This window comes from Bradyrhizobium sp. 45, from assembly GCF_023073155.1.
In the GTDB taxonomy this organism is placed as follows: domain Bacteria; phylum Pseudomonadota; class Alphaproteobacteria; order Rhizobiales; family Xanthobacteraceae; genus Bradyrhizobium; species Bradyrhizobium canariense_D.
This window is the reverse complement of record NZ_JADPIX010000110.1, coordinates 33,274-57,299: the sequence shown is the minus strand read 5'-3', so window position 1 is coordinate 57,299 and position 24,026 is coordinate 33,274. Positions and strand designations below refer to the sequence as shown.

The following is a 24,026-nucleotide window of genomic DNA, read 5'->3' as shown; positions in this document are numbered from 1 at the left end:
GGTCCGCTCGCACCCCCGGAGCAGACTTCAAGGCGTAGCAACAGAAAGGCAGCTGAGGGCAGAAGCGGTCATTCGATCACATCGTCCGCACGGCGCTGGAACCTTATTCGGGCAACCCCGCTTTCCGAAGACCTTCAACAAACAGCTTTGAGTGTTTGGGGACTTGGGCGATCCACGCCGATATTGTAAAGGCGGGATCGATCTCAAGCACACGCGCCGCCGCCTCGTGCGCCTCAGCGTCGCGTCCGAGATGGGCGAAGCCGGACGCGAGGCCGCGGTAAGCGGGCACGAAAAAGGGATTGTGACGAAGGGCTTTCTTAAATACGACGATCGCCTCGTCAAAGCGGCGAAGCCTCATAAGGGCATTCCCAATGCCAAAAAACGTCATGTGTAGCAGCGGGTCTACGGGGCTCATGCGAATGGCGCGTTCAAAGCTTCGCATCGCTTCCTCTGGAAGCTCCGCCAATATGTAGACCCAGCCTCTGTTGTTCCAAGTGCGCCATGAGTTTGGATTGAGCGCGACGGCCCGGTCGGCCATTTCGATCTCGGCATCGCTATCACCGACCATGCCCGCCAAGGTTACGGCAACCCTTGACAGCGTGTCCGGATCACCATCATCGATGCTCAATGCCAAACGGGCAAGCCGAACTGCTTCCTTGCAGTCGAATTGCGGATCCTTGGAATAGCCTAGAGCGACGTTGCTCGCATGACAGTCACCTGCCAGAGCCGCCGCAGAGCCGAATCTCGGGTCTAGCTCCAGAGCGTGATGGGCCTGCTTGATCGCCTCGGCCAAACTTTCGCGGGTCGTCTGGTGATACTGGTGCATGGCTCGGAGAAAAACGTCATAGGCAGTGAGGTTCTCTGATCGCCGTCGCGTCGCCATTGCAATTTCTGTTTGAAGCATCTTTGGCTGAACAGCCGAGACAACGGCGAGTGTTACTTCGTCCTGGAGAGCGAAAATGTCCGTCAGATCACGCTCGAATCTGTCCGCCCACAGATGCCCGCCTGTCACCGCATCGATCAACTGCCCTGAGATGCGAACCCTGGCCGAGACCTTGCGCACAGACCCCTCGAGGACATAGCGCACGCCGAGCCTTCGCCCGACCTCCTTGATATCGAAGGCTTTGCCCTTGAAGGTGAAACTCGAGTGACGTGCTATGACGAACAGAGACTTAAAGCGCGACAGCGCAGTGATGATTTCTTCCACCATGCCGTCGGCGAAATATTCCTGCTCGGGATCGCGGCTCATGTTCTCAAACGGCAGCACTGCGATGGAGGGTTTGTCGGGGAGCGCAAGGTCGGATTTTTGAAGTTCTACCTGGTTGTCTGCAACTGCTGCGCCTGCCGATTGCTGCGCCTCCCGCACCTGTCCGACGAAACGGAATCCCTTGCGCGGCAACGTCTTGATCAGGCGCTGCTCCTCCCCGGTGTCGCCAATTGCGCTCCGCGCGGCATTCAGGCGAGTCGTCAGCGCCGCGTCGGATACGCTGCGGCCATTCCAAATGGCTTTGATGAGGTCATCCTTGGTGACAACTCGCTCCCTGTTGCGGATCAGGTAATCGATCAGGTCAAATACCTGGGGCGCGATGGAAACGACGTCTGCCTCGCGATGCAGTTCGCGCCGGTCGGTGTCGAATGCGAAATTCTCGAAGAGATAGCGCAAGATGCCGACCCCTCACGAACCTCCCACCCAGTTCGCGGGCGAACGTTGTTGGACCGCATGGGCGGCAAAGAATAAGCCGCCGATAAGGAAAATGTAAGCCGCATGTAGAGCATCGCCGGCGCTGCCGTGACACCCTACAAGGGGAACCAAAGGGAGCTGCCGATGGGCGTAATCCACGGCATTTCGGGGTTGTGGCAGGCCGCCACATCCAGTCGGCGCGTCGCCAGTCTTTTCGACCGATTTATGGGCGAATGGTGGGAGCGCCGCAGACGGAGCGGCGCGCAAGCTACTCTCTTCGGCCTCAGCGACAGGGAGCTCATGGATATCGGCACGACGCGCTACGAGATCGACTACCTCTCTTTGCAGCGAACCATAGTGAGGCCCCATCGCTCGCCAGACCGGTACAGCGGCATCAGGCTTGTCCTCCTCTTGTTCTGTTGCTTTACAATCGCACCAACTTACGAGACCAAGGCTCAATGCACGGCGCAGGATGTCCTCCGCAATCACCTGGCACTCAAGACGGCTCCGCCGCCCGGCCCCTGGACTTCATTCAGGTCGCCCGCGGAGATTCCGGTATGGAAAACGATTGCTATAGGGACTTTCAAGGATTTATTCGCTCTCCGCAGCGCCATGGCTGCAATGAGTTGCAGCGCTGGAGGCTTGGCGGACGAGGCCCTCTCGCGGCCAGCCTTTACCCTGAGCGGCAAGAAAGGCGAGCTTGAGCTTGTTGTTGTATCGGCGGCCGAACTGGGCCTCCAAGGCGAAACGGCAACGCTGCAGAACATCTATGCGCACGCTCAACGGCTGGGTCTCCAACTTGCACCTGCCGAAGTCGCGCCGCAGCTAAGGCTTCAGTATTTGGACCAGCCTATCGGTGAGTTTCTCACCGTCGCCATGGAGCCGATCAGGACATGGATGGATGAAGCAGTCATCTTCACGGTCGCCAATGGCGGAGCGGGCCTCATTCTCATTGGCCAGGACGGCCACGAGAATATGGAAGCACCGACGACGTCCCGTTTTGTCTTCGTTCGGCCCAAAACACCCCATTCCGCAGAGTCCGCTGCATTCGCCCGATAGTCAGCGCCAATCAGTTCTGTGGCGCTTCGATTCTGCCTCTGACGCGGGAGTGAGGCGCGCACACTATTCCGCCTGCAAGATCGGGGAGAGAAAGGAATGTTCACGAGAATAATAGCGCCGCTGCTCGGTCTGGCGGTGCTGGCTACGCCGGTGCTCGCCCGTGATGATGGGCGCTACGCCAATTCGCCGCTGAAGGCATGGTTCGAAAGCCTGCAGAGTGAGTTTGGGCAGTGCTGTACCAACGCGGATGGATACATCGTCTTCGAGGCGGACTGGGAATCCGACCGCGGGCACTACCGCGTCCGGATTGAAGGCGAGTGGGTCGTGGTTCCTGAGGGCGCGGTTTTGAGGCAGCCGAACCGCGCCGGCCCGACTATGGTATGGAAGCACTACATTGATGGTCACCCGCACGTCCGCTGCTTCTTGCCCGGCAGTATGACCTGATACGCTGTGTATCGGCGCCGAACTGAGCTCCCTGAAGTAACGCCGTCAATTCCTTGCGGCGAATAAGGGAATCGGCATTGGGTGGGGTCTCGATCGGCGCCGATGGTGGCCCATCCAGAATGGACTTTCTTAGTTGTCTTCAGAGCGTTATGGCCGATATCTGCAACGGCGTGACCCCAGCGCCGATTCACATCCAATCGAGCTGACAGCGGTCCGAACGCCAAGCGAATGTCTCCGCGTGGAAGAAAACTCGCCGCTCATTGATCGATTCGAGACCTTCGCTCAAATGGCGCAGCTTGAGTTTGTTCGATGCGCCAATAACGATCACTCGCATCTAGATGTATGCTCCACGCTTTTGCGAGATGTTAGCGACGACAGACTCGTCAACATCCGCAATCTGCTGACCCGTGACGCGCGCCCACTCGAAAACAATGCTGCGGAGATGGGCTTCTTCGACGAATACACGCGCGGAAAGTATGAGCAGGTCAGCCGCGAGCTCGAACTGTTTCTTGCACAGCATCCTGGCGAGATTACTCTCTACGAGCTCGCAGCGCGGTCTAAAGCTCACGCAGCTTTGCAAGTACAAAGAGAAGAAGTGGACTCCAGGCCAATTTACGAGCTGATTATCGCACAGATGAGAATTCTGTTCGAGCTTCAGGGGGATATGATACGGGCCCGATTCGAGCTGCAGCGCCTTGCTATTCTTTGTCGATCTCACGGGGCAGCTCGCATGATTGCTGCTTTCTTGCAACCGAACCGTCATGCTGCCGTTGGTCTGACTAACTCGGAAGAGAGCCTGATTCTAGCCCTAAATTCCAATTTGGCGAATCCGTGGAGCTATGAGCCCGTCACTCAACTTTCAGGCGGGGATTGGCTCGCCAGCCAGTCCAGAATCGTCTTTCCAGCCTCAATAAGCTTAGAGCTTCATGAATGCCTTAGGCTTGAACTCATCGACGCAAGCGCAAAGTTGGCGCAACTGGACATCCCCGACGGAAGGCGGCAGGCATATCTAGGGCACTGCTTTTTTCGAGCCAACAGAGTAGATTCCGCAATACTCAGTTACAATCTGGCGATTCAGCTTGAGCCGGTTTTCGGAGTTGTCGCGTGCGGCTTGCCTCTCTTCAGCGCCTTGTTCGCGAAAGGGGATATCGCGGCGTGTCTCGATTTGGTTGTAGGTCAGTATCTCACCAATCAGAATACGCAGGTTATTTTTCCGCTAAAGCGACTTCTCGAAGCTGCTAGTGACGCGACTGGGGGCAATCAATTCCACCTGGACCTCGCGTTGGCAGCCCAAATTTACGCAGATGATCATGGGGCGACATTCAACGGGCTTCGTTCGGATGCATTCGAAAATTTTCTCGACAGCTTTGGGGTTGGAAGACCGTCAGAGCTGCCGCTCGATTCGGATGGAATCGCTACGGAGCGACTAATCTCTTTCCTCTACAAGGTCTGCACCGTTGAGACACTTGAAGACTCGACGATCTTTGCAACGTACGAAGACGTCGAAACCGAACGCATAACAATCTTGCAACGTCTCATTGAATATGACTCCGACAACGAGGAGTTGTACTCCGGCGAAATACGACAATTGACGGAGGATGCAGAGGTTGCCCGTCTACTGCAAGAGTTTGAGGGTAGCCGCATATATGTGAATGAGCAGGGGGTTCTTCGGTCTCTCGAAGGCGAGCTTCGAGACGCATTTAGCCGCTACAAACAGCTGCTTGCGGAGCCCTCACTGGAGTATCAAGCTGGCGACATCAGAAGGCGTATCAAAGAGTTGATAGACCGGTCTGATCCCAAAGTTGATATGAGCAACTTCCATTTGCCGGCAACAGAGAGAGAGGGACTCTTTCGCCGCATGTACGGGGGTCTAGTAAACTCCTTCGTTCTGGACCCGCATTACGGGCTCAAGACTTACCTAAGCACCAACATTCTACACGGAGCGCTTGAGGGCGAACTGCGGCACTCGCTCGGAAAGCGGGGTCTGCTACTGGTCGGAGACAATGACACTGTTGAAAAGTGTGAATCGGCGCAGGGTCAGGCCGTTGCAGGTATCGGCAGTAACGTTTTGAAGGCAATTAACAAACGCCAGTCGAGATGGGGTCACCGTCGGCGCCGATCGGGACCCCACCCCAACATAGATCCCTTATTCGCCACAAAGAATTATCGGCGTTAGTTCAAGGGGCTCAGTTCGACGCCGATCCACACCCAAACGGCCGGGCTCGTGCTCTTGGCGGAAGATCACGTCTGTTCGGGGCCGTTGAGCGCGCGCCAGGCATTGATGCGTCGCTCCAGCGTGCGTCGGATGTTGGGGTTAAGGTCGGGATGCCGTCGGCGCAGCTCGTCCAACACGCCGATCACGCGGATGCCGGGCGCAACCTTCAGGATCGGGATGATCTCGGCGTCCCAATAGGGCACGATCTAACCGTCGCCGGCCCCTCGGCACCTTCTTCTGCGATGGCAGGCGCAAATCGTCCTCAACCGATACGCGCTCGCTTTCGAGAATCCCGCTTTGGCCGCAGCGGCCTCGGGGGACAATGTCAGTCGGTAGTTCATGTATAGCCTCATCTGGTGGTCGGTGATGTGAAGGCCAGGCAAGGCGTCGATTCCCTCTTGCCGAGACGAATCAACAGCTTGCACCAGCCGCACCCGGCCGCCAGACGGGTTCGAAAAACGTGACGCCGATGGGACGGTCCTTCGGTCGGGCTACGCCCTCCCTTCGGTCCGCCCCCACCGGGGCAGTCTCATCCTGATTGTCGCTAAGGTCTCACCTTGATCGCCGCCGCCCACCAAATGGGATGATGTGACCCCCACGCCGATCATGGTCGAGACCCGCCGCCGAAACACAAGGATCACTCAACGTCGGTCGAGTTGCACGCGCAGCACGGCGGATGTTGGAGGCTTCGCGCGAAACGTCAGCGGATACGTCTCTCACCATCGCCACTTGGCGGTTGATCGACAGAGGGCGTCACATCAGGCAAGAGATTGCGCAACGCGTGCGCCAAACCATTCAAGCGATTAAGAACCGTATAGTTTCAGAACCAAAGAGCGCACGGTCGCTCGCGAACGAGACCAGGAGCGCCAAGATGGGCGTCCGGGCGCCAGCCGGCGACCATGCGCAACAACACGGGATGCATCCATGCCGCATGTGCTCCTCAAGATACTGTCGCGCTGCAGGACTTCATCGCCGTCAGACTTCACCAGGCGCTTTGATGTGCAACTCGCGCCGCCGCTGCAGGGCGCGGCATGACATTCCGAGGGCAAGCCGCGACCCCTAACGGGGCGAAGCCACTCGCAAAAATGTTGACGTTTGGGACCCCGCAGATGCTTGTCACGGTGTGGAGTTAGCCACCGGACAACTACTCCCAGCGACCACTCGGTTTCGTTCGCGCGGCGATCGTCGTCTCGATTTCCTGAACCATCTCTCGCACCCGTTCGGCCAGCCGTTCGAACAGCGCTCGCGTCTGCCTATCGGGGGCCGTTCTCGCCAACCGAGCACAATAGCCGGCCTCCGCTCGAAACTTCTCAAGTTGAGCAATGAGTTCTTCCATTTTCACCCTTATACTCTCCGCATGTTCCAAGGCTCTTTAACGGCCGACCTACCGGCCGGACACCTGGGAAATTTCCCAGGGTCCCAGGGCCCGCAAATGGCAGTTGCGCTCCGGGGAGGAATGGCGCTTCGACGAGGCGGGAGCTAGAGCTTGTAGCGCGAGCTTCACAAATGGAGGCGGGAGCCTTGCCCGCAACCCAGAGCGGCTTTGTCAGCCGTCATCTGCTTGATCGGGTCCGCAATCTGCGCCAGCTACAGCTGACCATGCGTACGACCACGCTGGCCGACTGCCGCGCGCCCGGCCGGATTCTTTCGAGGCCGGCGCCATCGGGCCGGAGCTGTTCGGCGCCGCCTGCCGCATGGGGGTTGACGCTCTGATCTCGAAACCACGCGACGGGCGCTATAGTGCGTCGACGGACTGGACGGGTGAAGAAAACGGACGCGTCCGTGGGTGATGGACGCCAGGCAATCTAGTAAGGCTCTCCACCCCGGCTCGGCTAGGTCAACCGACCCTTAGATTTTCAGCCGATGTTTTGCCTTTGTTGCTCATTTCTTCGTAGCTGACCTTAGCACCCTCGTTGAGGCTGCTTAGGCCTGCCTTCTCAACGGCTGAGATATGGACAAATACGTCCTTGCCGCCATTGTCAGGTTGAATAAATCCATAGCCTTTTGTCGGGTTAAACCACTTCACAATACCGGTCGCCACGTCCGCCTCCTGCTTGAGCAATGAACCGAGCTTAAATCGAGCACGCAGGTCACGGCAAGAAAAACCCTCAGCTCGAACCGGCGGGGTTGCCGCTTCATCACCGACACCAAGCCAGTTTGCCCCGCGAGGAATCTTCTCGAAACACGGCAGGTTGAAAGTAGCGGCATCAGATAGGTGGGGATGCCAAGAGGTTAGTCCTGATGAACCTGATCTAGCGAGGGCTTGCTGCACAATGCTCATCGGCATGCGTTCGGCTCGTCCGCCACTGAGGGGCAAAGGCGGCTTTGCGGTGGCCACCACTATGCGCAAAAGCTCCATAGCGCTCTGGTCCTGCCAGCTGCCTGCGTGGTCGCATTCAGCATGGCAGCTTTGATTGCGCCTCTTAGCGAGAGGAAGACCCGCAAGCGTGAATCTCGGCAGAAGGATCGCCGTCCGGGGCCGCTCACTGTCGATCTCGGTCCGCCTTGTCCCACAACAGTTTGCTGCAGCCGGAGCACCGAACGATAGCAATCGGTCCGTCCGACGAACCAACTGCCTCCATAACGATCGTGGGCTTGTTGCACGCTGCACAGATCGGCAGCTGCTTGGCTTCCTGTTTCGCCATTCCGCTCAAGGCGGGAACAGCGGACGAGGTTCCTATTGTTCAGGAAGCTCAGGGTGGCAGGTATTCGGACCTTTCGCTGAAGCAGTGCTTACGTCGCAGCGATCTGCTCGAACGGCGGAGCATCTCTCGCGTCATTTGGCTTGCGTCGTTAACACCGCCTGTGCACTGCTATTCCGAGTGCACCGAAAGGCTTGCGAGTTAGGAGCCGAATTTAGTGGGTTGGATGGCGAATTTGCTCCGCCGGCCGGATGTAGGCCTGCGGCCTCGGAACGGCGCACAGGTAGACCTAGAACCGCTATCGGAGCGCGGCGGCCGATGGCTGAAGCACAACCTGTTTCGCTTCCCGGGCGCGGTGTGGTCTCGCAAGCGCCGTTGCGTCGAGCTGGCAGAGGGCGACGTGATCGCACTGCATCTCGTGGTCGAGCGGCTGAAAGACGCCGGGGTTCGGGTGCGGTTCTACGGGCGGCTCCGGCGCTGGGATGGCACGTCACCGGTCTGGACGTTGCTGGCACGCGGGAAGCAATAATACGCCCCCGGTCGAAGCCACACCCAATGCGACGCCGGCGAGTAACGTGACGCCCATTGCCTTCTGACGCCCGTGCTGGCTAATGGCTACTGAAGGAAGACGCTCCTATCGGTCTCCCCTGGCCGCACGCGCGGGCAGCCTTGGTCGATTTCGGAATGACCGAGCGTCCCTTCTGTAGATGCCATCGCAACATCACCTGGCGGCGAGGCGTGTTGGAAGGATATCGACGAAGCCATTGACGTGGCCCTCGCGCTGCACCCAACCGAGACCGGCGACCGGGGACGATCAAGCTCCCGCTGCCGTCCCTTACAAAATTCACACCGTTATGACCGACAACGGCGTGCAGTTCAGCTTAGAGGTCACCTCACCGCCTTCCTGGACCTTACAACTTCGCAAAGCGGCTTAAGACCCTCCGCGGCCTCGCTCCCTACGAACACATCTGCAAAGCCTGGGCTGACCACCCCCACCGGTTCAGGTACGATCCAACCCACCTCACTTCGGGACTGAACAATCTCGCGCAGTAAAGCTGCCAATATCGGCAGCATCCGGAAGCAAATGATCATCACCAGGAATTGCCGCCTGCTCCGCTCGGCACCGTAGTGCTTTAGCATGTGAGGCGTCACTCGTTGTTGCAGGCCCGTTTGAGCGGCGAAGCTCTCGCACTCGAGCCAACTCGGTAATCACGCGTTCGGGATCAGCCTGGAGTCGCAAGAAAGTGTGAGTAATTTTGCCGTCGCAATCGAGCGAGTAGAGTTCAACGCGGTGGTCATTGACTTGGTTACCGATATAATTGACTCCCAGCTCGAAAGCCTCAATGACGCGGTCGAATTGGTTCGACACGCGCATCATCTTGCAGTCCGCGCCAAAGCGCACGCCTTTGGACTCGCCGTACTGGCGCAGGACGGCGGGCGTATCCCGCTGCGGGTCGTATGTGATCGCCGCAATCCTGACCTGATCATCGAGGCCGGCATCTGACAGGCGCTGGTGAATGCTCACGAGGTTATAGACGGTCAGAGCGCACTTTCGCGGGTTCATGCACGTCGTATAGAAGAACGCCAAAATGCTCGGCTTGCCCTTGAAGAACTGGTACCACGCTAACCTGCGACCGTCCTGGTCCTCGAGTTCAATGGATTCAATATCCAGATCCTTGCCGCTTGTCACAGCGCCGGAATCGATAAGCGGCGCTGAACCACAGCAACACGCTTTGGGAGAATCCGCAGCAGATGACCGCAACGTTTCGATGCAGCGCTCGATCCCGGCACGGACACGCGGACTGAACCGCTTGCTGAAGGTGGACAATAGGGTATCGAGCTCAGGAATCACGTGACGGGCCTGAGGACCCAACCAAGCGAGGGTGTCCAACACCTCCAGCAGTGCCGTGGAGAAGCCGGTGAGCGGCCACTTCACGTCGTATGTCTCGAAGGTCACCGGCTGGTCGTTCTGCCAAACGTTGTAGATGGAACGGATGAGGTAATCGGCCAGTCGCGCATCGGGGGTCGCCATGCCCCGAACCGCCCGCGCTGCCGCCGCCACCAGATCCGAATGAAAGGAGGTCTCCAGGACTTCCACGATGTAGGGTACCGCTTGATCCGGCAGGCCGGTGTCATGCAATGCTGCCATGGCGTAGGCGCGCATCCGCACCACGGAGCTGGCGGACCGGCCGCGAAAAACCGCATGGCTGACCGACAACAAAGACACCAGATCTGGCGCGGACTCGCGACCGCGTGGCCGTAGCTGGTCGACCAGCGCGGCGAACGTTTGCTCCGTCAGCGAACCGTCAAGCCGGGGCGCGTCAGCCTGGATCACGGGATCAGCACGCATCAAGGCATTGTCCTTACTTGTCGGGCAAGATCGTGTTGCTCAGTTGACTGACGGCCTGCCGGAACGCGTCCGAGCCGTCTGCCGCCAGCGAACGTACGACCGCCTTGGTGTCATCGACCAATGGCTCGTTGTGATCCGGCCGAATGCCGGCGAGGCCGAGTGCGAGGTAAGGCGCAATTTTGCTCGCAGCGCCGTGTTCCTCGAGCATCTGCTTCGCCTGCGCGGCGAAGCCGCCTGGATCGACGTTGTTGACGATGTTGGGAACGAGCGCACGCGCGGCCATTGGCTTCGACTCGTCCCGCAGGATATCCATCAATAGGCTTGCGGTATCCTTGTCGGCCGGCAGGTGCCGGACCGCTTCAACCAGGCTCGCTTCGTCAGGCGGATTTCGGGCAATGTTCAGGAGCAGCGACTTGTCGAGGGCCTTCCCGTCGACGCCCAACATGGCGATGGCCTGATGGGTAGGGATGGACTTCTCCGCCTCTGGCTTGTCCGATTGCAGCTCCGTGCGCAGGTAGTCTTGGGCAACCGCGTCCCCTCTGAGGGACAGACTGGACAGCGCCTGACGCCGCACCTCAGCATCGGGGGAGTGGATCAACCCACGTAACGCGTTGATCAGGTCGGCCGTTTGGGTTGGCAGCACCTTGGAAAAGTTACTGATGATGCCAAGGGTGTTGAGGGCGCTGAGTTGCTCGGCGACCGGCGTAGCGGGGTCGGTGAGACGCTCGATGAGCTCAGCGATCTGCCCTTCGCTTCTCGCCACGTCCAGAATTTTCCTTGCGTCTGGATCGAGTGGATCGCTTGCCTTATGGGCCTCTTGGACCTGTTGCAAGATCTGAGCCTTGTAGTCTGAAATCGAGGTCATGCGGTTTCTCCTATCAAGTTGCCGAAACGGCAGCTTCAGGAAGTGGCTGCATCGACGTGGTCGTACGGAACGTCGTCATAGCCGAAGCCGAGATAGTGGCTCGGGTTGTTGTACCCATATGGGTCGATTGCATGCAAAAGTTGCGGACTGTTACTGGGAAAATTGGTGACGAGACCAGACCTTGTAAAGTTCTCTTGTCGCGTCCCCGGAGGCAGCAGGTTTCCCGGGTGCGATCTACTGCCATCCCAAGGCCACAGCCCGGCGTTGATGATTTCCCATGGATCTGCGTCGCCTGCGTGCTGGTAGGGGTAGGTTTTAACGTCACTCTGTTTAAAGCGATCGTACGCGGTTTGAAAGACGGCCCATAATCGATCGACATTACAATGCAACAGGAAGAACAGCGGATCTTGCGGCGCAACCGGGACCTGGTTGATCCGGCCGTTGAAGCTGACATGGGCCGCGCCGTGCGGGGTTCCTTCCATTCGAGCGAACCCCGTGCCTAAGTTGGAACTCCCGAGGAAGGCCTGTTTGGGATCAGGGACGCCGCCCCCCAAAGCAAGCGTGGCGTCCTGGTCAAGGACCCCAAAATCTCCATTCGGTCCCGGTTGAAACAAGCCGTTTGCCGGGTCGTTCCGGGGCGCGAACCGCGCCGCCCTCGCAATGCCTTGAAGATCGTTGATCTGCCAACGCGAAAGCGGGTTGTTCAAGGCAAACCGCGCAAGAGGCGTATTGAATCCACCCGGATCGAACCCCCCGCCTGGAGCCGTGACGTCTCGGGGGATCTGATCCATGGCGCCCATGAAGTCTTCCGTAAACACATTGGGGGCCGCCTGGTCGAAGCGCCAATACGGCAGTGTCACCGTGGGCCTGACCCCCTGCAGGAGCCTTTCCAGATCCAGCAGGTAGATACGATGCCAGGCTAGGAAGTGTGAGTCGCCATGTTCCGAAGTGTTCGCGCCCGAGACATGCGCTGCGACGAAATCGGAGACGTAGATACCGCGCCCAGGACCTGGTGTGGCGTCGGCATCCACCCGGATTCCATTCAGTTTTGCCAGCGCGAACAAGAAGTCTTCGCGGGCCTTTGCGCTCAACTCGTTCGCGTTGCGCCGCACCCGGATCATGATGTCGACGGACGCTACGACGGTCGCGGAATCTTCGGCCCATCGGGCCTCAATCGTTACGTCCTTTGAGTCCGCGCTCGCACCTTTGTGCCGTTCGTTGGGCTGGAATGCCCCGGCAATGAAAATCGTTTTCTTTTGACCTGCTTGCAATTGAACATCGATTTGCGGTTGCGGTGGCTGGTCGCGCGCTTGCAGAAAAACGACTTTGGCGACCGAGCCGGCAGCGGAACGAGAGGTCAACCGAAGAATTCCGGCCGTACCGCCGGTGTCGATAACCAGCGGCACGGGGGTCCAGGCGATATAGCCGCTGTGAGGAGACGCAGAGCCGTAGGGTTGTAACGAAACTGACATCTTTTCTTCTCCCAGCGGTGACGCGGCGCCGAAGCGCCCATCTCACGTACCAAATCAGGAGCCACGAAAAACTCGTGGTTTGTTAGCGATGTAAAAACTGCAGACGCCCGCAATTAAGGTCGTGTATGGTAGCCTAGACACGAATAACAATCCAAGAGCCGAGGAAGCCGGCGACGCTTGGCCGCTTGAGTGCGGTTCGGTCCGGCAGCCGTACCGACGATTGCGTGCTTCTGATCGAGCCGATTCACACTCTCATCGATCGGTGTTCGTGACTACATGCAGAGTTTCGTCTACCTTTACTACTGCAGCGACAGACGGAGTTAGAGGCCAACAGAGTCAGAATCTTTTCACGCCAGTGCGTTCGCGCATTCGGCGCGCCTTGGCCGGCCGCGCGGAAGCGAACGCCTGCAGCGGGTGGCGAACAAGGGGCGCCCCGAGAAAGTTTAGGCTAATTATCAGCACGGACAATTTTTAGGCCTTGACGACCGTCCGCACGCCTTTTGATTGTATTCCATTCCAGGGAATTCAGCAAGCAGAGTTGCGCGCGAATATCCGAGAGGCATCAAAGCAGACCGCATGAAAGGCGGCAGCAATTCCGCTGCAATCTTGAGTAGATCACGCAAGTTATCGAACGTTGGCCTGCCCTAGCTCTGGGCCCTCGACAACAGTATTGCTGTTTGGCAAGCGTCATTCCGCTCCCACCTTCTCGGCGCACATGAGATAGGCGAGTTTCACGATCTCTTTGAAGGGATCGACTTGTGTCCGCAAGGGAATGGAGGGCTTTGGTACGCGAGCACATGAAGGCCGATCCGTTCTCGGGTGCTGTTATGTGTTCCGTGCCAAGCGGGCGGACCAAGCTGATCTTCTGGGATGGTACGGGTATGTGCCTGTTCACCAAGCGGCTCGAGGAAGGCGTCTTCCGCTGGTCGAGACCTGCAAGATCAACGAGTCGATCCGCTCGCTATCTCACCGATGTCCTGACCAGGATCGTCAACGGGCATCCAAACTGCGACATCGACCAGCGACTATCTTGGGCCGCCGCGCTCAAGCTCTCAAAGCCGTGGCCTGAGAACGACGCTTACCATGAGTTCAGTGGGTGTTCTTCAAGCAGCTGGACGCCGGGCATATCTATCGCCGCAAAGGCATGGCGAACTAGCGCCTTGGCTACAGATTCAATGCATACTATTCGAGCGCAAGGTAATCATCCCTGTAGTCCTGAAAGCAGTCTGTAACCCGTCGATCGCGTTGTTTTGTCGAGGAACTCGGCGGAGGGGTCGAAAACGACCGGACAGTCCCTCCCTCGTCACCGTGGGCGAGCGCCCAGCGTGGCGTTGCGCCAGTGCTCGGCGGGTCGATGTCTCGGCTCCCACTCCATCGAAATTGAGAGCTGCTCGAAATCTAAGAGAAGCTCCAGTAAGGTCGGGGATTGTGGACTCGAACCACAGACCCCTCGGGTTCTGCCCGAGTGCTCTACCAACTGAGCTAATCCCCCAGGTTCAATGAGAGAAAGAGCGCGCGAATATGTCAAGTGCTAATTCACCTTTTCGAAGGGTGCAATCTGCCGAGGAGTTCGATCGCGCGATCGTCGATGCAAAAGCAAAGATCTCGGCAGTTCGCTCGGGAGCCTGGTTCAGAGGCCAGCGGGTAGGAGCTTGGTCGCTCACGCCCGGTTTATTTCGGCGTGGCAATGACTCTGGGAGAGAGCATGCCTTGTTCGAAGAGTTCAGAATCAAAAGTGGATTGATATTGCCGGAGAAATCGACCAGTTGGCGCATGTTGTACCTCATGCAGCACTTCGGCGTCCCGACTCGATTGCTCGATTGGACCGAGACCTTGCATGTTGCGCTTTATTTCGCTCTTCATGGAGAACTCGACAAGCCCCGGCTCTGGCTACTTAACCCCTACATACTGACTGCAATAACGACGAAAGGTTCGATGAACCCAGGCTACGCGACTAGAAAAGAAAAATTCATCCATGATCTGACGGATGATCCAGATCTGGACTACTATACGAGGTTTCTGGAATTCCGCGATTGGCCTTTCGCCCTTCCGCTTCCCATTTATTGTAAGAGAGACTTTACGAGAATCGATAGGCAGAACGGCTACTTCACCATTCACGGAAGCCTCGCCTTCGGACACGATGAACGTCTATCACGTTGTTTACAGGCAATTCAGATAGAAGGCCCGGCGATCGATCAGCTGAAGCAGCGTCTTAAAGACAACAGCATCGACGCGTTTGCCATTTTCAATGACCTTGCGGGACTAGCTCAATCTCTCAAAGATAAATACAAGCTTACTTGATCTGGCATGGTTGTCCTTTGGAACCCGGGCCCAGAAGACCGGTTTATTGAGATAGGAACGTAAGCCGTGCCAGGCCAGAGCCATCCGTCTTCGCATACTACTGACGCGCAACGGCGTCTGGAAAATGACGCTGCAACGCGCGGCCTCCCCCAATACGTGAGGATCAACAGTCAAGGGCATCGTTAGCCGCTAGGGTGCCCAGGCGAACTCTGGGCGGATTCCTTGCCTTATGAGGTCTTCGCCCAATGTTTTAAGGCGGAACATGGCGCCTATGTTTGGTCTGGCACCGGCCGTCCAACAGGTTTGAAGGCTGTTCAAAAGCTTCGTTAGCTCTTGATTAAACGCAAGCGATGGACTCGGAGAAGCGGCTGATCTCTTAAAATCGAATGAGGTTGGAAGAGGGATGGCAGGGCCGGAGAAGCTCCAATGTCCTGCCGTGTCCTGGACAAGCGCTCTTTGCTCATGCATTTGCTTGAATATGTAGTAATGGGCCAGTGCGTTTCCTGAGGCGGGTTGGTCGGGAGAGCCCTCAGTCCCCTCACCCTCGCCCTTTATTAGAGAGATCGCAGCGAGAGCGTCTGCAAGGTTTCTAATCGGTTTCGCTTCGCCCGAAGCCACAGCGAATGCGTTAGGGTCTATCGGAGGGGCGATTGTCGTGAATGCCTCTGCTATTGTTGTGTAAAACGCGCCTATGCTCGCTGCGGTTGGTGCAAATGCAATCGGCGTAAACTCTGGATATTCGATCTGCATGAATACCCGTACTTGCTCCAGTGTGAGAGGCTTCAAATCGACGGGCAGAGCCTGAGGGATCCCACCGGGTAGGACGTTGGTGGGATAGGTTGGAATGAAAGAAGGGTTGGCTACGTTGGGTAGCCCACCAATCGCCGTTAGTAGATTGCCGGCCAACGCAAAGTGATACATTTCTTGGACCACTATGTTGCCGATCATGTCCTCAATACCTGCCGGATCGGAATTGATCGACCACTGCGCACACAAGTATGGCGGAATGGTTGAGAACTCCAACTGCATTGCGGTCTGCAGCGCGTCGCGCAGCTCTGAGACAGTTGAAATGCGATCGCTGACAAACTCGGCAATGGTCTTCATCGGTTTCTCCTGACTAAGAGAGAAGCTGACGATAGTTGCGACGACATCGCGTGCTGCTTGGCCGCGCGCCGGAGTAGATATGCTAAGCGTTAGGACGGAACCTCTGTCGCGTCGAATATCCAGCCCTTAGGGGCACCGTTGCGGTCAAACCCTGCAGCCCGGAGACGTCGTTTTGATCCGTCCATAAAAACAACGGCCGTTCCCATTGCAGGGAACGCGAGTGGAGACCTTGCGAGATTGTCTTCCACGATTACGAACGAGGCCATTTCTGGATTGGTGAAGTCGAGGCTTCTACGTGCAGAAATTACCGCCTCGGCCTGCGAGGACATGTCCTTAAGGCCTTCAATCAGCAGTGTGTTGCCGGTCAAAGTGACCCGCAGCTTTTCCGTGAGCTGATTACCCGCAGGCTTATTGAAAGTCTCATAGGCAGTAATGTACCACTTATTCTCCATCGTGACTTTGAAGTCGCCAATCATGTCCATCTCCCTCGCCCAGAATCATGCATTCGCTTTAAGATAAGTCGTGTTGAAAACGTGCTTGGCGATGTTGTTGCCTTGCCGAATTCCTTGAACCTTATCGAATTGCCAATGAATTCCCATCCAAATGCGGCTCTGACCATTCTCTTCTTCTGGTTCAGAAAGATTCTGGAATGTGACTTCAACAAGGGGGCGGCCCTTTGGACTTCCAGGGCTATGATTATTTCCGTTGTATTCATCGGAGACGAACGTAAACCCTGAATCGGCAACGCCGATGGCCGCGGCATGTAACCGAAGCAATTCGAATATAGCTCCGCCGAAAACGGCATGTCCCGACGGATAGGAAGGGAACGGAGGAGTTAAATTTCGTCCGTTATCCCCAGCGTTCGAGATCGCTGCTCCAAGAGGGGTCCATTTATCGTCACCCTCCCCCTCGGGGGTACTGTCCGCATTGCGGTTGCGCAAGTAGGTGATCGGCCTCGGTGTAAGGTAATAAAATTTTGCTTCCCAAGCGCTGATTCCGGCATCTCCCAATGCGATGTTCACAAGCGCAAGGTAGCGGCAAAGTTCGACGCCGTCTTTGATGAGCAACTTCTGCCGCGCATAGGTCGTGGCAATCATGTTGTACAAACGAGGGGGCGCGCACAAGAACGCAGTACCGTCGTACCCCCAGAAAATCGCTTTGAAACTCTCGTTCTCTTTTGGGTGATATTTTCCCATGGCGTCCGGCTGGATATCGACCTCGCCCTTGCGTGTAGTCGGCGTGTTGTATCGAGTATTGCCCGGATCCTCTGCGTGATTATCGCCCCAGGCTCCCGCTGTTTTTGCTTCTTTGTATGCAGCGATAAACTCTGGAGAGTCATACGATGGCGGAGGAGAACAACGAAAGGCCTCGGCTGTTGCCATAGTGAACGGCCGCACGTGGTTCCACAGCCCTCCAAGTGCGGTGCCGATCTTCGATATCGGATCCACCTGCCATTTTCCGACGTCAGGCGACGTAAAGATCGATGCCTTGGGTTCTGGGAACTCGGAGCCGTCCGTAAAACCGAAAGCGTCGGACCAACCGCGAGATTCAAGGACAATAGTCGCCGTCGCCTCGCCAACCTTCCTACCAGCTACAAATCCTGCCAATCCCGGAAGATCCCTCAGGAAGAGATCATCCGTTCTGGCCTGCAGGTGCCCCTTCTTCTTGGGATACAGTTGCCGAATGACGTTGCGCGACGCAAAGCTAAGTGCGGTGATCAGCGAGCCATCTTGGGGAACGTGCTCGGAATTATCGAGCTTCGCCTTTTGAAGGATAAGAGATCTCAGGTCGGTGCTATAGCCGCTCGGCGTCAAGCTGACATATTTGCCCTCGAACGCATTGAGCGCTTCAAACATGGCAATGTGATAGATAGCAAATGCCCAGCTACTGCGGTGCGGTCCAAGCTGCTCCGCGTAAATCTCCTGTAACTGACCCGGCTGACCTGGATTAACAACGTGATCTAGACTTGTGAATTCCAGAATTAGATTGTGCCAAAACTCAACTAGCGAATAGAGCTTGTCTTTTACCTGCGCTTGCTCGCGAAAGATTTTCAACATGGGCTCTTTGGCGAAAGCCCGCGGGGAGAATGGGATCGCTCTCTGCGTGTCCTGGAAAGCCTGAAACTGCGCTTGAAGGTTGTTGTTCAGGCCAAAGTTCTTCGCAAAGTCGGTTTTTTGTTCTGCCGTCAAGTGCTCTTGCGCAAAAGCGGCCTTTGACGCCACTGCGAGGGATATGATTGCGGTTGAAGATTGCAGAAAAGCACGCCGATTCATGCTGCCCCCCATTATTTTGGCCGGGACCGAAAAGATTGTATTCATAAAAAAAATCGTCGTTACGTTGATTAACATAGGGGTTGTTTCGCGGCAGGGTCAAGCGCAAAGAGCTAAACTTGCGTGAGCCAAGCTTCCATAAACCGCGCGACGGTTGACGCGCTTAGTTTCGAGCGAGGGAGCAGAATCTTATCGAGATGTCCGCGCCAACGCGCTAGTTCTCGCCGTCACGATAACCGCGGCTTCGGCCTGTCCAGAATTGCTTCGATCGGCCCCCTAGCGGACGCGGTCGGTCCAAGTGAGCTTTTCGCGAAACTCGAGCCGGTGAAAGCCTAGGCTCGGGAGCACACCCGCAAGCGAGCAGACGTGTCGCTGCGGCTGAACGTTGAAGGGGGCCGGACGGCGGCCGGAGAGTTGTGGATGCGGGCTAACGCGGTTTCTGCTCGCTCCGATGTTCATGTCGGGACGATTGGCGGCAGTTCCGGCAATCCGGCGGAATGTTCCTTGGCAGTGGGCGTTGGGGCTTCTATCCGGGATCACGACCGAATGCACCGCTGGCACGGCTTTCGATGAAGCGAAAGCCCGATTCTGGGCCGCCTGGGCTGTATTTCTGTCCAAGCGGAACGAGGCTTGCGTTGCGTCGCACGATTGTCCGTCGGGTGTGAGGCTCGAACGGAAGAAGCTACAGAGCAGTCTGGGCCTGCAACACCGCATCAACTCTAAATCCAAATTCCCAAGCTAGCCGACGCTACGCACGTTGACGGCGGCGGACAACCGCGCGATTCTGGGGTGCTGATCGCTGCAGTAGTCCACAGTGTAGTCATCAGCGTAGTCCCTAACCCGCCGGTTCGCGTTGTTTTATCGAGGTAATTGGCGGATAGGCCGTTAATGACCGGAGAGTCCCTCCCTCTGCCATAATAAAACGGCTTCGAGAAAGCCCCGTGAAATCAGGCCTTACTGCACGCCAGAGAACCCTGGTGTAGCCCTTGGGGGTAGCCCCTTGGGTAGCCTCAACCTGCCACGACAGGTTGAAATTTTCAATCCGCCTCAATTCGTTCGGCTAACGCCGACCGTTACCGGCGACAATGGAGCGAAGGTCTATTCTCGCTCCTCGCGTCTTCTCGTCCCCGCGTCCGTGATCTCGGAGGGTGCTCGTGGACATGGCGGAAAATACAGGCCGTCGTCCCCGGCTCAATGCCGAGAGATCGAAGACGAGCCAGAAAGCCGGACCCGCGGCAACCGTTGAGGCGAGCATCGCCGCGGCCCCTCGTCATCGCGGAAGCCCGCGACCGATCGATGTGCGTCGATTCCTAGCGACCCGACCTGTCATACGCTGGCTATATAGCGATGTACCGAGTCCGGCACCGACCGGCCGGCGGTCTTCCGCTCCGACACCAGATCGATCAACATGCGAACGAGTTCGGGATTGCTTCGCTCCTGCAGTCCGACGACGGTCTCGATCGCCACGCCGGAGAATACGCATTTGACGACCATCTGATTGAACGCCGCGCTGTCGAACTGCGCCGCCGGGTAGGGATTACGGCAGGCAATGGCTTCGAATTGCGGCTGAAGCGACGATCTCGCCGCGTCGCGGGCGCAGCCGAGCAGCAGCCCGGGTATGGGAAAAACCGCAAAACCCTTGAGGCAGGCGATACGTTCGTTGAGCTCACCGGTCCGGCACAGCCGTTCGACTCGGACGACGAATGTGCGTTCGTCGTTGTGCCAGGCGGCGAGCAGCAGTGCCACGCGCGCCGCCTCGTCCGTGGACCATGCTTCCGGCTGCCAGCCGGGATAATTTTGCAGGGCCGCGGCGGCCTCGGCGGGGACGACCATAGCCGCGCGTCCGATCCGGCGTCCGACCAGTCCCAGCGCTATCCCGAGCCGCCGCTCATCGATTGTTTTGGACTGGCGGCTGATTTCCGTCTCGAGCCACTGCGATGCCGCCTCTGGCAGCGTGCGCTTCAGCCATTGCCGCAGCAGTTCGATCGGGGCCAGCGGCATCGGGCTAAGTTCCCGGGATGTATTTTTGCGCCAGCAATGTCGCTAGAAAGCACGCCACGGCAGTCACCGCCGCTGCAACGGCGCCGATGCTCGCCATCATCGCCGCATCGCATAGCGAGATGCCGGCGATCAGCCACCCGACCGCGAGCGGCACCGCACCTGCGACCGGTCGCCGGGCCAGCAGATAGACCGCGGCGCCCGACCACACGACCATCAGCAGCCAGACGACAATCGCGGCAAGACCCTGCTGCCGGGCGGAGAACGAGACCACCGCCGGCGCGGCGAGCAACAGCAGCGGCCACAGGTTGGTGATCTTGTCGAGGCCCTCCTGCCGCGCCGCGTAGCTCAGCCCCGCGACATAGGCGCCGATCGCCATGGCAGGCACCGCGACGGCGGCAGGGGTTGCGGCACCCAGCGCCGCTGCGGCCACGGCGTAGACCAGCGCGCGACATCCGCCCATCATCGTCGGGCCGAACGGATTGCCCTTGTGGAAGAGATCATAGGTCACGATTGCCGCTGCCAGCAGCAGCGCGAAGACGGACGCAGTTGCACCTGTCGTCGCGCTGGTGAGCACGCCGGCTGCAAGCAGGCCGAATCCGATTACCGCAACGGCTGTGGCTGACATAGCGCCGGATGGGATCGGCCGGCCAGGGCGCTCCCGCGCATCGATGGCGCGATCGAAGTAATCGTTTAGATACATGCCGCCGACATAAAACAGGATCATGGCCACGAGCACGGTGACGAAGCGCCAATCGGACGGGTTGCCGCCGGCCAGCACGGTGCCCGCGAGCACGTTGCTGCACACCGTCGGCAGGTTTGAAACTCGGCCGAGCCGCAGCAGCGTAATCAACTGCAGCGGCCTGCGCGTGATTTCAGTCATGGCGTCGCCCGGCGGCTGTTTGTGCGTGCCCAATAGGCCGTTTTCCTGATATTCGATTTGTGGTTGCTGTTTGTCAACCGCACAAGGAAAGACGGACATGCGTCCGACGATCGTCATTCTCGTGGTTGGTCTGTCGCCGCGCCACATCGGTCCGGATACGCCGCATATCAGCGCGCTCGCACGTGCCGGCGCGATGCGGCCGCTCTCCGCCGTCACGCCGGCTGTCACCTGCACGGCGCAGGCAACCTTCATGACCGGCAGCCTGCCGCGCGAGCACGGCATCGTCGCCAACGGCTGGCTGTTCCGCGACCAGATGGAAGTATGGCTGTGGCGGCAGTCGAACCGGCTCGTCGGCGGTGAAAAGATCTGGGAAGCCGGCAAGCGCCGCGACGCGGCCTTCACGTGCGCCAATATGTTCTGGTGGTACAATATGGCGGCGACGCACGATGTCGGCGTGACGCCACGGCCGATCTATCGCGCGGACGGGCGCAAGCTTCCGGATTGCTATACCAAGCCGCTGGAGCTGCGCGACGAATTGACCGATCGCCTGGGCACATTCCCGCTGTTCAATTTCTGGGGCCCGGCGACCTCAATCAAGTCATCGCGCTGGATCGCCGATGCGGCGCTGCACGTACGGCATACGCGCGTGCCGACGCTGACGCTGGTGTACCTGCCGCATCTCGATTACGACCTTCAGCGCCTCGGACCGTACGATCCGCGCCTGGCGAGCAGCCTGCGCGAGGTCGATGCGGTCGCCGGTGTGCTCATTGCCGACGCTGAACGCGACGGTGCACGCGTCATCGTGCTGTCCGAATACGGCATCACACCGGTCTCCAGGCCGGTGCACATCAATCGCGTATTGCGCGAGGCCGGGTTGCTGAAGGTCCGGCGCGAAGGCGACGGCGAGTTGCTCGATCCCGTCCAGTCCGAGGCGTTTGCGGTCAGCGATCACCAGATCGCCCATATCTACGTCGCAAATCCGCGCCTGATCGTGGAGGTCAATCGCATCGTCAGCGAAATCCCCGGCGTCGACTGTGTGCTCGATCGCGGCGGGCAGGAACGTTTCGGGATTGACCATCCCCGCTCCGGTGAGCTCGTCGCGCTGGCGCGGGCCGATGCATGGTTCACCTACTATTACTGGCTCGACGACGTTCGGGCGCCGGACTTTGCGCGGCTGGTCGAGATCCATCGGAAGCCCGGTTACGATCCTGTCGAGCTCTTCATCGATCCGGCGATCAACTTTCCGAAGGTGGCGGTCGGGTGGCGGCTGGCCAGGCGGGCGCTTGGCTTCACGACCTTGATGGACGTCATTCCGCTCGATGCCAGCCTCGTCAAGGGATCGCACGGCCGGGTTACCGTCGATGCCGACGACGGTCCGGTTTTCGTGTCGAGTGAAAAGCGGTTGACGCCCGACGGCCCGGTCGCCGCCACCGCCGTGAAGTCACTCATCCTTAGTCACGTCTTCGACGAACCTCAGGTGTGAAGCCGGTCATTGCAATGCTACCGGAAGTATACAATACTCGACGAGACACTTAAGAAGCCCGGGAATTGCACGAAGCCGGAAAGCGGCCGTGCCCAGGGCAGTCCCGATATTTCGCGCAAGTGCTGGCGGAGGCGACGAATGGCGGATCGGCGCGGCAATAGTAGCGTGGACAGCAGCACCTCAAGCGGCAACACGGTCGACAGCCGCGGGGATTTGGATCGGGCGGGCGACCGGCTGACCTGTCCCTGTTGCGGTTCCGGGCTCGCTTTCAAGGCGAGCGGCTCGAGCGGGCGGCTCGAGAGCCTCGGCGGCGCGATACCGGCAACGGCCGGCACGATGTTCATCGATCCGCATGCGCACATGATCTCGCGCACCACCGACGACTACGAAGCAATGGCACGCGCGGGCGTGGTTGCCGTCGTCGAGCCGTCGTTCTGGCAGGGCCAGGCGCGCACCAGTCTCGGCAGCTATGTCGACTATCTCTCGAGCATTCTGGGCTTCGAGAAATTCCGCGCCGGGCAGTTCGGCATTCGGCACTATTGCTGTATAGGACTCAATCCGAAGGAAGCAAACAACGAAGCGTTGGCAGAAGAGGTGCTCGCGGTACTGCCGGAGTTTGCGGCCAAGGACGGCGTCGTGGCCCTCGGCGAGCTTGGATATGACGAACAGACGCCGCAGGAGGATCGATGCCTGCGGCTGCAGATCGACCTCGCCAGGGAGCTCGACCTGCCCATCATGGTTCACACGCCGCATCGCGACAAGCATCGCGGCACGTTGCGAACGATGGATGTGTTGACAGAACACCAGTTCGATCCCGCACGCTGCGTCATAGACCACAATACCGAGGAAACGGTGCGCGAGGTACTCGAGCGCGGCTACTTCGCGGGGTTTTCCATTTATCCTCACACCAAGATGGGCAACGAGCGCCTGACGGAGATCGTGCGCCAATACGGTCCGGAGCGCATCATCGCGGATTCGGCGTGCGATTGGGGCGTATCCGACCCGTTGGCCGTGCCGAAGACGGCAGCCTTGATGGCCGAGCGCGGCATTGCCGCTGCCAGCATAAGGCAGGTGACCTACAGCAATGCGCTCGCCGTGTATGGCCTCTCTGGCGTCATGCGGGAAGCGGACTGGCTCGATCCACCGCCGCTAGATCAGCGAACCCTGTTTCGGGGAAACAGCGTGTTGCGTGGCGGACAGACGCCGAGGATCGAAGTGGCAACGCCCACGATGCACGATTTGAGGATCCGCTAGGGTCG

17 protein-coding genes, 1 tRNA gene and 4 pseudogenes are annotated in these 24,026 nt (G+C 58.6%); 10 read left to right on the top strand and 12 right to left on the bottom strand.

Going from position 1 to position 24,026, the window contains the following annotated elements; all coding sequences use genetic code 11:
- Positions 1-103: 103 nt before the first annotated feature.
- The gene (locus tag IVB42_RS19140; protein WP_247470959.1) at positions 104-1,663 is read right to left on the bottom strand and encodes a winged helix-turn-helix domain-containing tetratricopeptide repeat protein; all 1,560 of its coding nucleotides are present in this window, start codon (positions 1,661-1,663) and stop codon (positions 104-106) included.
- 162 nt (positions 1,664-1,825) lie between these two features.
- On the opposite strand from IVB42_RS19140, the gene IVB42_RS19135 reads away from it, so the two are divergent.
- From IVB42_RS19135 to IVB42_RS19125, 3 genes are all read left to right on the top strand, one after another.
- Positions 1,826-2,740, top strand: coding sequence for a hypothetical protein (locus IVB42_RS19135; RefSeq protein WP_247470956.1), 915 nt, complete (start codon positions 1,826-1,828; stop codon positions 2,738-2,740).
- A gap of 96 nt (positions 2,741-2,836) precedes the next feature.
- Positions 2,837-3,184, top strand: coding sequence for a hypothetical protein (locus IVB42_RS19130; RefSeq protein WP_247470951.1), 348 nt, complete (start codon positions 2,837-2,839; stop codon positions 3,182-3,184).
- A gap of 238 nt (positions 3,185-3,422) precedes the next feature.
- Complete coding sequence (locus tag IVB42_RS19125) at positions 3,423-5,360, top strand: hypothetical protein (protein ID WP_247470949.1); 1,938 nt, start codon at positions 3,423-3,425, stop codon at positions 5,358-5,360.
- Between the two features lie 27 nt (positions 5,361-5,387).
- Here the strand turns inward: IVB42_RS19125 and IVB42_RS19120 are convergent.
- Positions 5,388-5,752: pseudogene (locus tag IVB42_RS19120) on the bottom strand (IS21 family transposase); the annotation flags it as partial.
- 1,484 nt (positions 5,753-7,236) lie between these two features.
- Entirely contained in the window at positions 7,237-7,440 is a 204-nt protein-coding gene (locus IVB42_RS19115) for a cold-shock protein (RefSeq protein ID WP_247453493.1), read from the bottom strand.
- A gap of 827 nt (positions 7,441-8,267) precedes the next feature.
- On the opposite strand from IVB42_RS19115, the gene IVB42_RS19110 reads away from it, so the two are divergent.
- Both IVB42_RS19110 and IVB42_RS19105 read left to right on the top strand, forming a co-directional pair.
- On the top strand, positions 8,268-8,570 hold the full coding sequence (locus tag IVB42_RS19110; protein WP_247470945.1) for a hypothetical protein: 303 nt from the start codon (positions 8,268-8,270) through the stop codon (positions 8,568-8,570).
- A gap of 348 nt (positions 8,571-8,918) precedes the next feature.
- Positions 8,919-9,094 (top strand): annotated as a pseudogene (locus tag IVB42_RS19105) (IS481 family transposase); the annotation flags it as partial.
- Here IVB42_RS19105 and IVB42_RS19100 read toward each other — a convergent pair.
- From IVB42_RS19100 to IVB42_RS19090, 3 genes are read right to left on the bottom strand one after another with little or no spacing between them, the layout of a single operon-like run.
- Positions 9,063-10,391 carry an SCO family protein gene (locus IVB42_RS19100; RefSeq protein WP_247470943.1) on the bottom strand — a complete coding sequence of 443 codons (1,329 nt, stop codon included), beginning with the start codon at positions 10,389-10,391 and terminating at the stop codon, positions 9,063-9,065. The pseudogene IVB42_RS19105 and the gene IVB42_RS19100 sit on opposite strands and share 32 nt — an antisense overlap.
- Positions 10,392-10,404: 13 nt before the next feature.
- Positions 10,405-11,256: a hypothetical protein gene (locus tag IVB42_RS19095; protein ID WP_247470939.1), complete on the bottom strand. Its 852-nt coding sequence runs from the start codon at positions 11,254-11,256 to the stop codon at positions 10,405-10,407.
- Between the two features lie 35 nt (positions 11,257-11,291).
- Positions 11,292-12,728, bottom strand: a complete 1,437-nt coding sequence (locus IVB42_RS19090) for a tyrosinase family protein (RefSeq protein ID WP_247470936.1) — start codon at positions 12,726-12,728, stop codon at positions 11,292-11,294.
- 797 nt (positions 12,729-13,525) lie between these two features.
- On the opposite strand from IVB42_RS19090, the pseudogene IVB42_RS19085 reads away from it, so the two are divergent.
- Positions 13,526-13,612: pseudogene (locus IVB42_RS19085) on the top strand (hypothetical protein); the annotation flags it as partial.
- Between the two features lie 38 nt (positions 13,613-13,650).
- Positions 13,651-13,765: pseudogene (locus IVB42_RS19080) on the top strand (transposase domain-containing protein); the annotation flags it as partial.
- A 382-nt stretch (positions 13,766-14,147) separates the two neighbouring features.
- On the opposite strand, the gene IVB42_RS19075 reads toward IVB42_RS19080, so the two are convergent.
- Positions 14,148-14,220: transfer RNA gene (locus tag IVB42_RS19075), tRNA-Ser, on the bottom strand.
- A 29-nt stretch (positions 14,221-14,249) separates the two neighbouring features.
- On the opposite strand from IVB42_RS19075, the gene IVB42_RS19070 reads away from it, so the two are divergent.
- Positions 14,250-15,029, top strand: coding sequence for an FRG domain-containing protein (locus IVB42_RS19070; RefSeq protein WP_247470933.1), 780 nt, complete (start codon positions 14,250-14,252; stop codon positions 15,027-15,029).
- A 189-nt stretch (positions 15,030-15,218) separates the two neighbouring features.
- Here IVB42_RS19070 and IVB42_RS19065 read toward each other — a convergent pair whose 3' ends face one another.
- The 5 genes from IVB42_RS19065 to IVB42_RS19045 all read right to left on the bottom strand — a co-directional run bounded on the left by IVB42_RS19065 (position 15,219) and on the right by IVB42_RS19045 (position 21,401).
- The gene (locus IVB42_RS19065; protein WP_247470930.1) at positions 15,219-16,133 is read right to left on the bottom strand and encodes a ferritin-like protein; all 915 of its coding nucleotides are present in this window, start codon (positions 16,131-16,133) and stop codon (positions 15,219-15,221) included.
- An 89-nt stretch (positions 16,134-16,222) separates the two neighbouring features.
- Positions 16,223-16,609, bottom strand: a complete 387-nt coding sequence (locus IVB42_RS19060) for a hypothetical protein (protein ID WP_247470926.1) — start codon at positions 16,607-16,609, stop codon at positions 16,223-16,225.
- Positions 16,610-16,630: 21 nt separating this feature from the next.
- Positions 16,631-18,451: a vanadium-dependent haloperoxidase gene (locus tag IVB42_RS19055; protein ID WP_247470923.1), complete on the bottom strand. Its 1,821-nt coding sequence runs from the start codon at positions 18,449-18,451 to the stop codon at positions 16,631-16,633.
- A 1,278-nt stretch (positions 18,452-19,729) separates the two neighbouring features.
- Positions 19,730-20,404 carry an EboA domain-containing protein gene (locus tag IVB42_RS19050; RefSeq protein WP_247470920.1) on the bottom strand — a complete coding sequence of 225 codons (675 nt, stop codon included), beginning with the start codon at positions 20,402-20,404 and terminating at the stop codon, positions 19,730-19,732.
- A 4-nt stretch (positions 20,405-20,408) separates the two neighbouring features.
- Positions 20,409-21,401, bottom strand: coding sequence for a UbiA family prenyltransferase (locus tag IVB42_RS19045; protein WP_247470918.1), 993 nt, complete (start codon positions 21,399-21,401; stop codon positions 20,409-20,411).
- Between IVB42_RS19045 and IVB42_RS19040 the strand changes: the two genes are divergently transcribed.
- Together IVB42_RS19040 and IVB42_RS19035 are read left to right on the top strand one after the other, a co-directional pair.
- Positions 21,382-22,767 carry a nucleotide pyrophosphatase/phosphodiesterase family protein gene (locus tag IVB42_RS19040; RefSeq protein ID WP_247470915.1) on the top strand — a complete coding sequence of 462 codons (1,386 nt, stop codon included), beginning with the start codon at positions 21,382-21,384 and terminating at the stop codon, positions 22,765-22,767. The genes IVB42_RS19045 and IVB42_RS19040 overlap by 20 nt on opposite strands.
- A 138-nt stretch (positions 22,768-22,905) precedes the next feature.
- A complete protein-coding gene (locus IVB42_RS19035) occupies positions 22,906-24,021 on the top strand; it encodes a TatD family hydrolase (RefSeq protein WP_247470912.1) in 1,116 nt (371 codons plus the stop codon).
- Positions 24,022-24,026: the final 5 nt, after the last annotated feature.

What these genes read in the sequence shown, in the direction of transcription:
- IVB42_RS19135 (WP_247470956.1), top strand. Translation starts at nt 1,826, where the DNA reads ATGGGCGTAATCCACGGCATTTCGGGGTTGTGGCAGGCCGCCACATCC.
- IVB42_RS19130 (WP_247470951.1), top strand. Translation starts at nt 2,837, where the DNA reads ATGTTCACGAGAATAATAGCGCCGCTGCTCGGTCTGGCGGTGCTGGCT.
- IVB42_RS19110 (WP_247470945.1), top strand. Translation starts at nt 8,268, where the DNA reads ATGGCGAATTTGCTCCGCCGGCCGGATGTAGGCCTGCGGCCTCGGAAC.
- IVB42_RS19100 (WP_247470943.1), bottom strand. Translation starts at nt 10,391, where the DNA reads ATGCGTGCTGATCCCGTGATCCAGGCTGACGCGCCCCGGCTTGACGGT.
- IVB42_RS19095 (WP_247470939.1), bottom strand. Translation starts at nt 11,256, where the DNA reads ATGACCTCGATTTCAGACTACAAGGCTCAGATCTTGCAACAGGTCCAA.
- IVB42_RS19090 (WP_247470936.1), bottom strand. Translation starts at nt 12,728, where the DNA reads ATGTCAGTTTCGTTACAACCCTACGGCTCTGCGTCTCCTCACAGCGGC.
- IVB42_RS19070 (WP_247470933.1), top strand. Translation starts at nt 14,250, where the DNA reads ATGTCAAGTGCTAATTCACCTTTTCGAAGGGTGCAATCTGCCGAGGAG.
- IVB42_RS19065 (WP_247470930.1), bottom strand. Translation starts at nt 16,133, where the DNA reads ATGAAGACCATTGCCGAGTTTGTCAGCGATCGCATTTCAACTGTCTCA.
- IVB42_RS19060 (WP_247470926.1), bottom strand. Translation starts at nt 16,609, where the DNA reads ATGATTGGCGACTTCAAAGTCACGATGGAGAATAAGTGGTACATTACT.
- IVB42_RS19055 (WP_247470923.1), bottom strand. Translation starts at nt 18,451, where the DNA reads ATGAATACAATCTTTTCGGTCCCGGCCAAAATAATGGGGGGCAGCATG.
- IVB42_RS19050 (WP_247470920.1), bottom strand. Translation starts at nt 20,404, where the DNA reads ATGCCGCTGGCCCCGATCGAACTGCTGCGGCAATGGCTGAAGCGCACG.
- IVB42_RS19040 (WP_247470915.1), top strand. Translation starts at nt 21,382, where the DNA reads ATGCGTCCGACGATCGTCATTCTCGTGGTTGGTCTGTCGCCGCGCCAC.
- IVB42_RS19045 (WP_247470918.1), bottom strand. Translation starts at nt 21,401, where the DNA reads ATGACGATCGTCGGACGCATGTCCGTCTTTCCTTGTGCGGTTGACAAA.
- IVB42_RS19035 (WP_247470912.1), top strand. Translation starts at nt 22,906, where the DNA reads ATGGCGGATCGGCGCGGCAATAGTAGCGTGGACAGCAGCACCTCAAGC.